The following is a 14,912-nucleotide window of genomic DNA, read 5'->3' on the forward strand; positions in this document are numbered from 1 at the left end:
GACCGACGGCTTGGCCGGCTGGCCAAGGAGTGCGGCTATCGGATCGGCTTCGGCGGCAGACACGGGCCGGCGGACCTCGATTGCGATCCCATCGACCTTCCGCGCATCGAGATTCGCGGGGATCGCTCACTCGATGACTTTGTTGCCAGGGTCGAGGCCGTGCTCGAAGAGCGGTGATCAGTGTCCCGCCCCGTTTACCTCGTTCGCAAGTCTATTGGGCGACTTGGGACACGGCTGACATCAGCTCCTGCGGGTTTGGCACCCCAAACATGTATCGCCCACCCTCTGGAACCTCCGTGAAGCTCCAGCGGACGATCCCCTGCCGGTCCAGTAGAAACTGACCGACCAGTTGTCCGTGTCCCGTTGCCATCATCTGCTCGTCGGCTTCAGTCAGTTCGTAATGGTCCCTCTTGTCGAGGATCTCGCCGGCCGTAATAGGATCCATAGGACCGGGCAATTCGCTGGGTATGTCGACCCGCATATCCTTTACCGCTGCCATCGAGACCTTGTACGGCCAGTTCGTCTCGTCTTGGGTGAATTCGAGATTGGGCAGTCCAAAAGCACGATGTGAAGCGCGTTCAGGGTCGGAGGCCGCAAGCAGATTCGGCATCGGGTGGTAGCGGAAATAGAGACGCGCCCGTTCGATCGGCGTGTTGACCACCGTCAGGCTCTCCACGCCCTTTTCGCGCAGCTCCGGATCAAGCCGCGCCTGGGCGGCGATATGGCGCCGGCAAAACGCACAATGCAGACCTCGAAACAGTGCGACCAGCACCGGTTTTTGTCCGCGAAAGTCGTCAAGCGCGATCTTGCCTTCCTGGGTAATGGCGTCGAGTACCACGTTCGGCGCACGGTCGCCCGGTTGAAGCGGTACCAAATCACTACGCGCGGACATTTCCAACCTCCAACCCGGCTAATCGAGAAAAGGCAGCACCACAAGCGCTTCCGGGTCGAGCCCGTGCTGGGCGCATATACCCTGCGCCAGGGAAAAGTAGCGTTCGGCCTCGGCCAGATTGTCGAGGTCGAGATTAAGCGTTGCGAGACCATCATAGCACGGAAACAGCAGTTGGGGCTCGCCCGTTTCGCGGGCTACGTCCAGTGCTTCGTGGAACAAGCCTACCGCCAGTTCCGGACGGCCGTGGCACTGGTGGATTTGCGCAAGCACGATCAACGGCACCGGCAGGTGCTCGCGCTGGTCGAGCGCCCGGTCGATCTCGATGGCCTTCTCGGCAGCAGGCACGCCCTCCGTTGGACAGCGATCCGTGAAAGTACAACAAGCGACCGCCAGATTGGCGAGGAGGCGCGCCTGGAAACCCAAGTCACCAATATGGCGCGCCACTTCAAGACCGCGCCGACAGACCTCCATCGCCTGTGCCGGATCGATGGTCGTGTAAAGCACGCCGAGATTGGTGTAGCCGCGGCAGGCCGCGCCCAGTAGACCGGCGGCTTCGGCCAATTCAATGCTACGCTCAACCTGAAGCACGGCTTCACGGTTTCGCCCAAGGCGAGCCAGCGCGACAGCCTTGGTATTAAGTGCCTCGGCGGTCACTAGAGTGGCATCACACCCTACCTCGGAGACATGCTCCGTCGTCAGAGAGCTTACACAATCCAGCGCCGCGTCTGCCCATTTTGCCGCGAGAGCGTGATCTCCGCTACGGAACGCCTGTCGGCCACGTTCTTGCCAGAGATGCGCCTGCTCGATCGGGGCATCCGCTCCATCGAGGAGCGCTGCCGCTTCAGCATAGCGGGCTTCTGCGTTGTCCCGCTTGCCGACGTCCCAGAGCAGCCGACCGACCTTTCGCAAAACTCGCGCCGACGCGACACGATTGGCTGACTCGCGGTATGCCTGTAACACAGTCTCGTAGTGGTGGTGCGCGATCTCGCGGCGGCCTATCGGGCCGCTCAAATCGGCAATGCGCTCTGCAATTGCCAGTTTGAGCGGTGTTTGCCCGATCGCGCTCAACGCAGTCAGTGCTCGCTCATAGAAACGAAGGGCGTCGTCGTTGGCGTATATCATGCGAGCGCGATCGCCCGCCGCCTGCAGGTAATGCGCGCCCCTCTCCCGCTCGGCGCTCTGTGCGAAATGATGACCGAGCACGGTCAAATCCTCGAGCCGTTCCGGCTTGTCGCCGCACAGTTGCTCCAAGGCAGCACCGACCCGCCCGTGGATGTCGGTCCGGCGTTGCAGGAGCATATTCTGGTAGATCACGTCCTGCAGCAATGTTTGCGTAAAGCGGTAGCTTTGCGATGAGACCGAGCCTGATCCGGCAACTTCCTCGATGATTTCCGCATCGCAAAGCAGTTCGCAGCCGGCTTCTAGCCGGCCGGGGTCGGATGTCACGGCTTTCAGAAGCGTGGCATCGAAGCGCGGGCCGATTACCGCGGCTTCCTGGGCCAACCGGCGCACCTCTTGGGGCAGCCGGTCGACGCGAGCAAGCAACATAGCCTGGATAGTGGCGGGGATGCCGGTTGCGACTTCGCCTGCCACAGTCCGCCATTGCTGGCCCTCGCGCATCAGTACACCGCGATCGATAAGGCCGCGGACGATCTCCTCTACAAAGAGGGGGTTGCCGCCCGCGCGCTCAAGGATCTGGTCGAGAAGCCCTCCTGCGGAGTTTACCCAGCTCTCGCCGAAAAGCGCCGCCAGCAGGCTGCGTCCGTCATCATTGTTGAGCGACGAAAGCCTGAGCGCTGTGTGACTGACCCGACTTGAGTCGAGCTGGTCGTTGTCCGGCGCCGGACGATGCGTGACCAGCAACATCAACCGCGTGCGTTCCAACCTGTCCATCACGAAACGTAGTGCCTCGAGCGACACGGCGTCGGCCCAGTGCAGGTCTTCGACGACAATCAACAGCGGCGACAGCGCAAGCCGCCGTTCGATGATTGTGCGGACTGCGTAGAGAATTTGCCGCCGCAGCTGCTCGGGCTCGACATGCTGCAAGGTGGCATCGGGGTCGCCAAGGCCGAGCACATGGTAGAGCAAAGGCATCAGCCGCTTCGCCTCCTCGCCCTGCAGGCCGAGATCGGTAAGCAAGCCTGCGAGCTTCCCCCGCATTTCGTCCCCATTGTCGTTTTGCATCATCCCGGCAGCGCTGCGCACCACTGCGCCCAAGGCGCCAAACGATTGTTCGCCCAGCGGTGAGCACGTGGCCAGCCGCACGGCGACGTCGCGAAAACGATCCTCGTCGCCGACGCGGGCGACGAACTCCTTCACCAGCCGCGATTTCCCGATACCGGCGTCTCCGACGAGGCGGACAAGTTGGGCCGAGCCGGCGCACGCCTGGTCAAGGCTCGCCAGCATTCTATTGAGCTCCGCACCACGACCTATCATCGGCGCGCTGAGGCCGAGCGCCTCGAGCCCACGCGCTGCACGCGGCGCCGCAAGCGGTGCATCCAGTCGATGGACGAGCACACTGCCAGCCTTGCCGCGAAGCACGACGTCACCCAGCGACTCGTAAGAGAAGGCATGCCGGGTCAGCCTGTGAGTGAGCTCGCCTACCAGCACCTCACCCGGTGCGGCCAGCGATTGCAGGCGTTGCGCCGTATTCACGGTGTCGCCGGTCACCGAATAGGATTTGGCGGTGCCGATGCCCAATCCACCAGTAACGACGGGACCAGTGTTTATGCCGATGTGGAGTAACAGAGGCGAGCCGGAGTGGCGGGTGCTTTCGCCGAGCCGCGCCGTCCGGGCGATCATGTCGAGAGCGGCGCGAAGCGCACGTTCCGGATCGTCCTCATGCGCGACCGGCGCACCGAACAAAGCGAGCAGTGCATCGCCGATGAATTTGTCGACGAAACCACCAAAGTTTCGCACGGCCGCCGTCAATTCCTTGAACAGTTGGTTCTGCAGCGCTTGCATGACCTCGGGGTCGAGCTGCTCGCTGAGTGTCGTGAAGCCGCAAAGGTCGGCGAACAGGACCGTTACCGTCCGGCGATCGGCGTCGGAGACGGGGTGCAGCCCATCTTCGCTTTCGATGTTCGGAAGCAGCGACGGAGTTCGAGAAGGCGGCACAATGGTCCGGCTTGGCGTCGGAGCAGGCCGTTCGACGGCTTTTGCGGGCGCACCGACGCTTGCCCCACATTTCGGACAGAACTCGAAATCAGGTGCGCAGGGGTAGCCGCAACTGGCGCATGGCACGGGCTGGCGCCTGCCACACCTCGGACAGAAAGCGTAACCGCGCTCAACCTCGAAACCGCAGCCCGAGCAGTCCATCGGACAAGACCTCACTAGGGGCCGTGACGGGTGATCTCGCTACGCACTTCACGGCCAAGGTATTCACAAGAATGAACCGATAGCCGTCGGCCAGCAAGCGGTAGCGCAAATGGGCACCTGTGAGAGCAGGCAGAGCGACGCGAGCAGGAAGCGTCGCTCTGTGACCCGTTGTGGACTTTGCTGGGCCGGCTGCCCAACGTTCCTAAGGGTGAAGGTTTTTCGATGCGGGCCGCGGCACGAGGGTTGGGCTGGATCGACATCGGCCCGCGTTGAAAACCTCCCAAGGAGGTTAGCGGCCCTTGACGCAGCTGCGGTGGACGACCGCTTAGCGGCAGCAGCGGATCACCATCTCGGAGACCTCAATCTGCGCCGGGTCAGGGCGGCAACCTGACCGAGGCTCATGGCCTCGACCCGAGGAAACCGCGGATCATCGCAAGCGTGGCCTGCGGATTTTCCTCCATGATCCAGTGGCCGGAGTCGGGGACCACACCCTCGGTCACGTCGCTCGCGGCGAAACGCATGACCGTAGCCATCATCGGTCCGAACAACTTCTCGCCGCCGATCGCCAGCACCGGCATGGACAGCTTGCCCTTGGCGGCCAGTGGGCCTTGTTGTCGATGGCGTCCTGGTCGAACGCCGCGAACTGGGCGAAGCCGGCGTGCATGGCGCCCGGCTGGGCGTAAAGCTCGGCATAGTGGGACCGCGAGGCTTCTGTGAACCGCGCTGGATTGGCCGAGAACTCGTTCCAGAAGCGGTCGAGATAGATCCGCTCCCGCCCCGCGACCAACCGCTCCATGTCGGGCCCACCGAAGCGGAAGTGCCAGAGGAGCGGGTTCTTGAGGATTTCCTCCCACGGCCCAATGCCTGGGACTGTGCGTCGATCAGCACGAAGCGGGTCACCCGCTGCGGGTTCTGTACCGCGAAGGCGTAGCCGACCATGTTGCCGATATCGTGGGTGACCAGATCGGCGCGCTCGATCTTCAACGCGTCGAGAACGCCTGCGATGTCGGCCCCTTGCGTCTTCTTGTCGTAACCGCCCGGGGGCCTGGCCGACAGCCCCGGGCCCCGCAGGTCCGGCACGATGACGGTGTGATCCCTTGCCAAGTCCACCGCCATCGGCACCCACATGTCCCCGGTCTCGCCATATCCGTGCAGCAGGACGACGGCCGGCCCTTGCCCGCCCGTGCGGACGTGGAGCATGGTGCCATTGGTCGCGATCTCGCGCGTCTTGAACGCGGCGGGGAACTCAGGCGGCTGTGCGTGAACCGGGAGCGCCATCAACAGCAGCGCGAACGTCGTAGCGAATAGGCACCGCATGGGAGGTCTCCGATTGAGCGTCAGGAGGTAAGGCTTTTATCACGAGATAGCTCGCCTCCGCCCGGAATCGACCGGCTAACGTCTCGCCATAGTCAGGAGAGGCAGCCATAGGCACTCCGGTTGCGGGCCAATGAGACCTGCGTGGTAGTGTGCTGAGAGTTCTGCAAATTCGCTGAGAGAGGGCGGTCATGGCAGGCTGGTGATGTTCAACGTCACCTGATTCCCGCGAAGGAACGCCACCATGACCAAGACTGAAAGTAAGACCGCTAGCGCTGCCGTCAAAGACATTCTGCTTTCGAACCCGCAGGGTCTGCACGAAGTGATCCGTGCGGTGATGCAGGAGGTGCTCGAGGCCGAGATGGACGAGGCGCTTGGTGCTTCGAAGGGCGAGCGCACACCGGATCGGCTCGGCTACCGCTCGGGTTATTACGGCCGCACCCTTGTCACCCGGGTCGGCAAGCTTGAGCTGCGGGTTCCGCAAGACCGGGCCGGCCGCTTCTCCACCGAGCTGTTCGAGCGCTACCAGCGTTCCGAGCGGGCCTTGGTGGCGACGCTTGCGGAGATGTATGTGCAGGGCGTGTCGACCCGCAAGGTCAAGGCGATCACGGAAGAGCTGTGCGGTCATGCCTTCTCGGCCTCGTCGATCTCGGCCATCAACAAGCGTTTGGACGAGAGCCTGAAGGCGTTTGCCGAGCGCCCGCTTCAAGAGCCGTTTGCCTACCTCATCCTCGATGCCCGCTACGAGAAGGTCAGAGAGGCCGGCATCGTCATGAGCCAGGCGGTGCTGATCGCTGTCGGCATCGACTGGGACGGAAGGCGCCAGATCCTGGCCGTGGAGATGGCCAATCGCGAGAGCCGCTCGGCCTGGAGGGATTTCCTCGTCTCACTGAAGGCGCGCGGCCTCAAGGGCGTCGAACTGGTCGTGTCCGACGATCATGCCGGCCTGGTCGCGGCGATCGGCGAGGTGATCCCGGAAGCGGCATGGCAGCGCTGCTACGTGCACTTCCTCAGGAACGCGCTCGATCACCTGCCGCGCAAGCACGGCGACGATTGCCTGCAGGAACTCAGATGGCTTTACGACCGGCGCGATCTCACCGAGGCCAAGGCCGATCTCGCCGCATGGCTTTCCAAATGGTCGGCCCGCTACCCGCGACTGACGACGTGGGTGGAGGAAACCATCGAATACACGCTGACCTTCTTCCGTCTGCCGCGCCAGCACCACAAGCACTTGAAGTCCACCAACATGCTCGAACGCCTCAACGAGGAAATCCGCCGGCGCACCTATGTCGTGCGCATCTTTCCAAACTCACAGAACTGCCTGCGCCTAGTCAGGGCACTGGCCGTCGAAACCAACGAAAACTGGATGGAGGCCAACCGCTACATCAACATGGACGACCTGCGCGAGCACAAGAAGCTCGCTCTGCGCCAAGCCGCATGACCAGCACCAGGGCCGCCCTTTTGCAGAACTTGACGCACACAACCACCTGCGTTCGACGCAGCTCGCGAGAGGCCGAGCATAGCACTTCCATCAAGGCTCGCCCAGAGTTACCGGAACGGCGTTCGCTGTGTCCGCGGATTTTCCTACTTCACACCGGGCAGTGCCCCTCGATTTCAACGTCCGCAACGTAGTCGGGTCGCGACCTTCGCTATGTGGTATGTGAATGCGCGCTCATGGCGCATCCGCGCCGTTGAGACAAATCAGGCTCCATCGAGGGACAGGGCTTGAAACCCTTGACCCTCAAATTATCAGCCTGACGCTCCAGTTCTCACCGAAAGGCATCAGCGTCAAGGAAGCGGCCGGATCAGACGCCCGAGGCTTACCGATAGATCGCCGTCGCTTGCGCACCAGAAAATCAACTTGAAGTAAAGCTCAGCTCGCCTTGATCTCTGCCTGACCGATCTTGCGCCATCGGGGGTTTTCGCGAACCAGTTTCAGGTCGTCGGTCGTCTCAGCAAATGTCCGCAAACGGTATTGCCGGAGCAGGTCCGGGAAGAGCGCCCCTTCCGGCAGGCCGGCAAGCTGCTCGCGGACCGAGATCTTTTCGTCGATGACCCGCATGCCCCAGGCATTCTCCCGAACCTGCAGCTCCGCAGCCAGATCGCGCTCTTCCGGCGCGTTTTCATCTAGCGCAGCCAGCAGGATCGAGTGGAAAAGCGCTACATAACCAATCTGTCTCAGGCCGCCCACAACCCGCACGCGCGGCAATATGGCAAGGACGAGGAACATCAGGAACAAGTTCGGCAGCAGCACGCCGTCCAGCAGCGCCTGCTTGAGACGCGGCCGCTCGAACGGGATGGAAAGACCATGCGGCCTGCCAGGCTCGATCAGGTGCCCGTTCTCGAGGACGAGCTTGCGCACGCGCTCCTCGCGGATGCCCCAGAAATAGGCCGTGGCATTGGGCAGGAATCTGCCAAATGGGCTCGATGCGGCCGCTTGCAAGGCACATTCGAGACGCTGGCGCCTTGCGGGCTCAATGAGCAGCCTGCAAAGAAGGCTGCCATCATGTTCTAGATGCCGCGCCACGGCAGCCGCGGCGAGCCGATCATCGATGAAAACCGGCAGGGCCATGCCGGAACGATCCCAATCGGCGACCAGATCCTCGTTGAGGGCTGTCAGCGCATCGGCGGCGGTTCCAAACACCTTGTCCTGGCTGGCAAGCAGTGTGCCCAGCCAGCGGCTGGCATCCGTTTCATCGCCCACCGCCTCGAGCGCGCGCTTGTTGAGGGCGACGGGACCGGCCACGCAGGCGCTTTTGCGGCACAGTTTGTGGCGCCCCATGCCAAACAGGTTGACCTTGTCGTCACCGACATCGAGCCATCCCGGCCCCTCCCGGCCAATTGTCTCCATGGTCATCGTCGTTCCCACGAAGCCGAAGAAGGCCGACAGCCCGTTTTCGACCGCGCCGAGCCAGGCAAGCAGGAGGGCATCGAAAGTGATCCGGTCCATCAGAAGCAGGCAGTGCAGGCCGGACTGAATCACCGGTCTGTGCTCAAACTCTTCAAGGGCCTTGCCGATCTCTTCAGGCTGCATGATCACCCCAAGGCGCTGATGGAGGACTTCGCGCAGGATCGAGCGGGCAGCGATCGCCGGGCCCGATGCAGGCCTTGCCACCGGCCGCCACAGATGGCGGGCGTAATCGGAAACCGGTGCATTCCAGTTCTGCTCGATGTCCCGCGCGACTTCCGGGCAGAGCAGCGACAGCACAGCCAGAACGTCCGCCGGAGGCGTAGGGCTTGGCTCAAAGACGGCGGTCATTGGTCCCGTCTAGCCGCTTGCGGTGCAAACGCCAAGGGAGACCAGACTTGCTGATACGGCCGGCCCACACATGGATCGTCAACTCGATCAAGATGGTGTTAGACGAGACTGACCGTATCTTACGAGGTTTTCCATGAGCAATCATCTGTTCGCCGACTCGGCACGATTGTTGGATTGGCCAAACAGTTAAGGCCAAACAGCGGATCTCAGAATCGCAGCCGGGCCATGCTCAGGAGGTCGTGGTACTGTCCGTCGGTAAAACCGGCCTTCACATGCCGGCCTTCGACCTCGAAGCCGTGGCTTGTGTAGAGACGGACGGCCGGTTCGTTGTCGGCATAGACGGTCAATTCGACCCGCTTCAGGGCGCGCCAGTTGTCGGCCACGTCAAGCAGTGCGCCAAGTATGGCAGAGCCGATGCCCTTGCCAACAAAGGCATCGTCAAGGCCGATAATGATCTCGCCAATATGCGAACGGCGCGGCGAACCCTGCACGACCAGGCTGCCATGGCCAACGACCTTGCCGTCCAACTCGGCAACAATCCAGGTGGTTTCCTGGCCGGACTTGGCGATGCGCCGCTCCACCAGCTCCACCCTCTCGAAGGGCATCCTGAGCGTGCCCCGGCGGAAACCCGGCATGTTGAAGATAGCGCAAAGCGCTTCCGCATCGCTTGGCCGGACGGACCGGAGCTGCGGCTGGATTTTCTCGGACGATGGCGAGGTCGTGCTGGTCATGACGCTCCCGGCAAAGCAATCGGCCCGGCACGATGCACCGGACGTCACCTGAAAATCCAGCCGTTTCCGCAACCTATGCCGCTTGCGAGCTAAAATACCGGGAGGCGGCGTAGAGTTTCAAGACGCCGCTGATGCCGATCCAGCCGAAAAGGGCGAGCCAGCACAATGTCCCGGTCGCCGTCCAGTCGATCCGCTGCACCGCAGCGTCGGTGACGACGAGGCCAAGGATGGCAAGCAGGCCAACCAGGAACTGCGCCAGGCCGAGCACCAGCAGCTCCTCGCGCGGCGCGCTTCTCCAGACGAGATATGTCCCGCCCGCACCGGCGAGGAAGATGGCGCTGTAGACCTGGGCGTGGAAGGTGTCGATCGGCCATGGCCAGAAGCCGCCGAATGTCAGGGGAAACAGCAACAGGCCGACGCCATAGAGCCCGAGAATCGCCGATTCCACCTGCATGTAGCCGCGCCATGCGGGGTTTATGATCACGCCTTTTGCAGAAGGACGGGCCCTGGCCCGCCACAGGAACAGCCCGGATACCGCGACCGAAGCGAGATAGACCAAAAACCAGAGCCAAGGGGCTTTGCGCTCGAAGTTGAAATAGCCGAGATTGATGAACGAAGCCACCGACACGATGACGGTGAAGATGAAGGCCATGACGAGCACGAGCCTGCCAGGCGACCAGCGGTTCCAGACCAGCAGCGCCGCCATCACCACCATTTCGGTGGTGTAGAAGCCGCCGAGGAAGCGGGCATTGAACGGCGTCACGGCCCAAGGCCAGCGCGGCTTGACCAGCACAGGCGCGAAAAACAGGCCGGCGCCTACGATCAGCACGACGATGACCACCACAGAGAAAAGGCGCAGGGCCGCGGGAAATGGCGGGTTGTTGGATGCCGGCATGGGAGAACGTCCCAAAGATGAATGCCCCATGGACCATCATAGTGCCGCTTGCGGTCGGTGAAAATCCGCCGAATGGAAATTGAACTGTCACCAGGCTGATCTATTCGAATGGCCGTACGGTCCGTTTCGAAGTAAGATGGAGCATTCGGACCCGAGACCGGTCCGGCCAAGACGCCTCGGGGGTGCATTTTCCGGAGCCTGCACGATGAACGAAGCTCAGGATCTGTTCTCGCTTCTGCGGCAATCGACCGATGTCGATCCGCAGGCAATCGACGCGATCAAGCGAACCATCGCGGAGGGCAAGGACCGCGAACTTTGCCGCATCAATGCGCCAGCCTTCGCCAGCAAGCATGGCCTCGACGAGGAACGCGCCATAAGCGCCTTTCTCCATGCGGCGCGGGTGGGCATCTTCGACATTTCCTGGAATGTTCTATGCCCCGGCTGTGGCGGCGTGCTCGACACCAACGCCACGCTGAAAACCCTGCAGAAGGACGAATACACCTGCGCGCTGTGCTCCGAGGGCTATTCGCCGACCCTCGACGAGATGGTCGAGGTGACATTCACCGTCAGTCCTCGCGTGCGCAGGATTGCCGCCCACAATCCACACGAACTGCCGTTGGTGGAATATTTCCGCCAGATCTACTGGGCGTCCGGCGTCGATCTGCCGGAAGAGGATTTCGCGAAAAAGATAGAAGCGTTCTCGCTGGAGGATATCGAGCTTGCCCCCGGTGAAAAGGCGGTTCTGCCCATACAGCTTCCGTCTGAATTCGTCATCGTCTTCGAGCCGGTCACCCATTCAGCGCAGTTCATCGACGGGAAGGGCGAACCAACAAAAGAGCGCCGAAGCCTCTCTTTGGTCTTCGATCGCGACCATGTCCAGAACCAGACGCTGGAGATGCAACCCGGCCCGTTGCGCATTTCGCTGGAGAACAGGACCGACACCCGCGTGCTGCCGACGGTCTTCATCGCTGGCCAGGAATTGCATGATTTCCTGGGTAAACGCCGGCCCTTCCTGACTGCCAAGCGCCTGCTCACCAACCAGACGTTCCGCGATCTCTATCGCACGGATACGCTCGACATCGACCAGCGCCTGAAAATCACCAGCCTGACCTTCCTGTTCACCGACCTGCGCGGATCGACCGAGCTTTACGAGCGGGTGGGCGATCTTTCAGCCTTCGATCTCGTGCGCCTGCATTTCCAGGTTCTGCACGAGATCGTCGCGTCGGAGGCAGGCGCGGTGGTGAAGACAATCGGCGATGCGGTGATGGCGACCTTCGCAACGCCTGATCGTGCGATTGCTGCGGCCCTCAGGATGCGCGATGCCATGCGTGCGCTCAACGACAAGAGCGGGCGCGAGGATCTGCTGCTCAAGATCGGAGTCCATGCCGGCCCGTGCATCGCCGTGTCTATGAACGAGCGACAGGACTATTTCGGCCAGACGGTCAACATTGCTTCGCGGGTCCAGAACCTTGCCAACGCACAGGCGATCTTCGCCACTCGTGCGGTGGTCGACGACAATCTCACCGCCGATCTGTTGCACAGGAACGCGCTGACGCCCGTGCCCCACGAGGTCTCGCTGCGCGGCATTGAGCGGGAGATAGCAGTCTATACTATTCCATGAAGACTTGGCCCCTCACACGCGCCTGCTGACAAAGTAACGATCGGCGGGCACCGAAGGCGGTGGCGGGAGGCGTTGCAACAGCGGGTGATCGAGCGGCGTGCCGCTGACCGCGATGCCGCCGACGCGAAGCAGGCGCGCGATCAGATCGGGAAGCCAGGTAGAGGTCACTGCATCGCGATCGTCATAGCCGGTGCCGATGTCGGCATGAACAAGAGCCGCGTCGATGCCAATGAACCTGCTCGCCGTCTCGCGTATTTCGCCGAGCACGAGGTTTTCAGCTTCGGGAATTGAGCTGGCGTGTGCGCCAAGTGCGCGGTCGAATACCACGATACGGCGTCCGGGCAGGCGCTCGCGCAGATGGTGGAACGTCCGGCCATTGCCGAGGCCGAGCTCGAGCACCAGCCCTTCCATGTTCGCCACTTCGGCGCAGACTTGATCGAGAATGTCGCGCTGTGCGGTCATCCTGCTGATGAAATTCTCGAGGCGAGTCATATGCGTCTGTGTGTCCTGAACCAGCTCAAGAGATCGGCAATGCCAGCGACCAGAACGGTTCACGGGTGAAGCCCGAGGGCGACGTGGTAAACCCCGATCGCGTCTCGCCACATATAACGGCGAAGGATGAACGCTGCAATAACCGAACAGGCTGCCGACAAGGATCATACCGGGTGGAATCGGCGGCCGGGCGCGCGGCGGAATAGCGATCTCACTTGTAGGGGTCTGCGGCGTCCCGCAGGCCGTCGCCGAGGAAGTTGAACGCCAAGATGACGAGAATGACGGGGAGCATCGGCAAAAGCAGCCATGGATAGAACGCGATGACGCTGACGCTGCGCGCCTCGGTCAGCAGGATGCCCCAACTGGTTATCGGCGCCCTCAGGCCGAGCCCGAGGAAGCTCAGCGCCGTCTCGCCCAGGATCATGCCGGGTATGGAGATCGTCGCCGTCGCGATCAGATGCGACATGAAGCCGGGAATGAGATGCCGCCCGATGATGCGGCTGCTTCTGGCGCCCATCAATTGCGCGGCCAGAACGTAATCCTCCTCGCGCAAGGCTAGAAGCTTTGAACGCACGGCCCGCGCCAGTCCGGTCCAGTCGAGCAGGCCGAGGATGACGGTGATGCCGAAATAGATCAGGATCGGGCTCCAGGTTATCGGCATGATCGCCGCCAGAGCCAGCCATAGCGGAATGCTGGGGATCGATTGCAGAACTTCGATTATCCGTTGAACGATCAGATCGAAGATACCGCCGTGATAGCCGGCCAGTCCGCCGATGACGATGCCGAGCAGGAAGCTGAAACTGATGCCGACGAGGCCTATTGTCAGTGAAATGCGCGCGCCATAGATGATGCGCGAGAGCACATCGCGCCCCAGCCTGTCAGTGCCGGCTAGAAAGAGCTGGCCGTTTACGGCAGGGCAGACAAAATGCCTGTCACCTTCGATCAGGCCCCAGAACCGATAACTGTCGCCCTTGCAGAAGAAACGGATCCGCTGAACATCGTCCTTTTTCTCGATGTAGTTCCGCTTGAGCGTGTCCATATCCAGCGTCATCTGACGGCCATAGACGAACGGCCCGACGAACTGGCCGTCGTGGAACAGGTGCACCCGCTGCGGCGGCGAATAGATGAAGTCCATGTTGCGCGTGTGCAGGTTGTAGGGCGCCAGGAACTCGCAGATCAGTATTCCGAAATAAAGCACTGCCAGGAGTATGCCGGATATAACGGCAAGCCGGTGCTCCCGGAATTTCCACCACATCAGCCGCAACTGCGACGCCTGAAAGACCTTCGACTGCTCCGGCGTCATCGCCTCGACCGATTGCAGGTCAAAGGGCGCGCTGGAAACGTAATGTTGCAGCGGAGCACCCGGAGCGGGCAGCGGCGAATGCGTGTTCATTTGGTGCTGCCACCCTGCAAACGAATTCGTGGATCAAGCAGCGCCAGCGCCAGGTCGGAAATCAGGACACCGATGACCGTCAGGAAGGCGAGGAACATGAGGAACGACCCTGCCAGATACATGTCCTGGCTTTGCAGCGCCTTGATCAGCATCGGCCCGGTCGTTTCCAAGGACAGTACGATCGCCGTGATTTCGGCGCCGGAGATGATGGCCGGCAGGATAGAGCCGATGTCGGAAATGAAGAAATTGAGCGCCATGCGCAGGGGATATTTGACCAGCGCCTTGAACGGATGAAGTCCTTTGGCGCGCGCAGTCACGACATATTGCTTGTGAAGCTCGTCGAGAAGATTGGCGCGCAGCCGCCGGATCATGCTTGCCGTGCCCCCGGTGCCGATGATCAAGACCGGAATCCAGAGATGGGCGAGGATCGACTTCGCCTTGGCCCAGCTCATCGGCTCGCCGAGATATTGCTGGTCCATGAGATGGCCGATGGATGTGCCGAACCAGATGTTGGCGAAATACATCAGGATCAGCGCCAGCATGAAGTTCGGAATGGCAAGGCCGAGAAGGCCGAAGAAAGTCAGGCCGTAGTCGCCCCAGCTGTATTGATGCGTGGCGGAGTACATGCCGATCGGAAAGGCGATGAGCCAAGTGAAGATGATGGTGACGAAGGAAACCAGCACGGTCAGCCACATTCGGTCCCCGACGACGTCGCGAACCGGCATCTCATATTCGAAGGAATAGCCGAAATCGCCGTGTAGCATGTCGCCGACCCAGTAGAAGTAGCGAATGATCGGTGGCTGGTCGAAACCATAGTCCTTGCGCATCATCTCGATGCGATCGGAATCCACCGCTTCGCCCTGAGCCCGAAGCTCGGCAACATAGCTGTCGAAATAGTCGCCTGGTGGAAGTTCGATGATGGTGAACACCAGCGCCGATATGACCAGCAGCGTTGGAACCATCACTGCGATACGCCAGACAAAATATCGAAGCACGC

General features: G+C 61.8%; 11 protein-coding genes and 1 pseudogene. 2 read left to right on the plus strand and 10 right to left on the minus strand.

Annotated elements, in window-relative coordinates; genetic code table 11:
- Window positions 1-211 precede the first annotated feature (211 nt).
- From NMG80_RS21435 to NMG80_RS21445, 4 genes and pseudogenes are all read right to left on the minus strand, one after another.
- Window positions 212-892 carry a peroxiredoxin-like family protein gene (locus NMG80_RS21435; RefSeq protein ID WP_254019985.1) on the minus strand — a complete coding sequence of 227 codons (681 nt, stop codon included), beginning with the start codon at window positions 890-892 and terminating at the stop codon, window positions 212-214.
- Window positions 893-910: 18 nt separating this feature from the next.
- A complete protein-coding gene (locus tag NMG80_RS21440; protein ID WP_254019964.1) occupies window positions 911-4,210 on the minus strand; it encodes an adenylate/guanylate cyclase domain-containing protein in 3,300 nt (1,099 codons plus the stop codon).
- Window positions 4,211-4,608: 398 nt separating this feature from the next.
- Window positions 4,609-4,788, minus strand: a complete 180-nt coding sequence (locus tag NMG80_RS37910) for an alpha/beta fold hydrolase (protein WP_436798650.1) — start codon at window positions 4,786-4,788, stop codon at window positions 4,609-4,611.
- Window positions 4,789-4,900: 112 nt separating this feature from the next.
- Window positions 4,901-5,527 (minus strand): annotated as a pseudogene (locus NMG80_RS21445) (alpha/beta fold hydrolase); the annotation flags it as partial.
- A 241-nt stretch (window positions 5,528-5,768) separates the two neighbouring features.
- Here NMG80_RS21445 and NMG80_RS21450 point away from each other — a divergent pair.
- Window positions 5,769-6,965 carry an IS256 family transposase gene (locus NMG80_RS21450; protein ID WP_254019965.1) on the plus strand — a complete coding sequence of 399 codons (1,197 nt, stop codon included), beginning with the start codon at window positions 5,769-5,771 and terminating at the stop codon, window positions 6,963-6,965.
- A gap of 432 nt (window positions 6,966-7,397) precedes the next feature.
- On the opposite strand, the gene NMG80_RS21455 is transcribed toward NMG80_RS21450, so the two are convergent.
- The 3 genes from NMG80_RS21455 to NMG80_RS21465 form a co-directional block, all read right to left on the minus strand.
- The gene (locus tag NMG80_RS21455) at window positions 7,398-8,783 is read right to left on the minus strand and encodes a hypothetical protein (protein ID WP_254019966.1); all 1,386 of its coding nucleotides are present in this window, start codon (window positions 8,781-8,783) and stop codon (window positions 7,398-7,400) included.
- Window positions 8,784-8,989: 206 nt separating this feature from the next.
- Window positions 8,990-9,514: a GNAT family N-acetyltransferase gene (locus NMG80_RS21460; protein ID WP_254019967.1), complete on the minus strand. Its 525-nt coding sequence runs from the start codon at window positions 9,512-9,514 to the stop codon at window positions 8,990-8,992.
- Window positions 9,515-9,587: 73 nt separating this feature from the next.
- The gene (locus NMG80_RS21465; RefSeq protein ID WP_254019968.1) at window positions 9,588-10,409 is read right to left on the minus strand and encodes a hypothetical protein; all 822 of its coding nucleotides are present in this window, start codon (window positions 10,407-10,409) and stop codon (window positions 9,588-9,590) included.
- A gap of 205 nt (window positions 10,410-10,614) precedes the next feature.
- On the opposite strand from NMG80_RS21465, the gene NMG80_RS21470 reads away from it, so the two are divergent.
- On the plus strand, window positions 10,615-12,030 hold the full coding sequence (locus NMG80_RS21470; RefSeq protein WP_254019969.1) for an adenylate/guanylate cyclase domain-containing protein: 1,416 nt from the start codon (window positions 10,615-10,617) through the stop codon (window positions 12,028-12,030).
- 12 nt (window positions 12,031-12,042) lie between these two features.
- On the opposite strand, the gene NMG80_RS21475 is transcribed toward NMG80_RS21470, so the two are convergent.
- The 3 genes from NMG80_RS21475 to NMG80_RS21485 form a co-directional block, all read right to left on the minus strand.
- Window positions 12,043-12,522, minus strand: coding sequence for a class I SAM-dependent methyltransferase (locus NMG80_RS21475; protein WP_254019986.1), 480 nt, complete (start codon window positions 12,520-12,522; stop codon window positions 12,043-12,045).
- A gap of 211 nt (window positions 12,523-12,733) precedes the next feature.
- Window positions 12,734-13,915 carry an ABC transporter permease gene (locus tag NMG80_RS21480; RefSeq protein ID WP_254019970.1) on the minus strand — a complete coding sequence of 394 codons (1,182 nt, stop codon included), beginning with the start codon at window positions 13,913-13,915 and terminating at the stop codon, window positions 12,734-12,736.
- Window positions 13,912-14,910, minus strand: coding sequence for an ABC transporter permease (locus NMG80_RS21485; protein WP_254019971.1), 999 nt, complete (start codon window positions 14,908-14,910; stop codon window positions 13,912-13,914). Before NMG80_RS21485 ends, NMG80_RS21480 begins: the two co-directional genes overlap by 4 nt.
- Between the last annotated feature and the right edge of the window lie 2 nt (window positions 14,911-14,912).

The organism is Mesorhizobium escarrei, from assembly GCF_935825525.1.
GTDB classification, from domain to species: Bacteria; Pseudomonadota; Alphaproteobacteria; order Rhizobiales; family Rhizobiaceae; genus Mesorhizobium; species Mesorhizobium escarrei.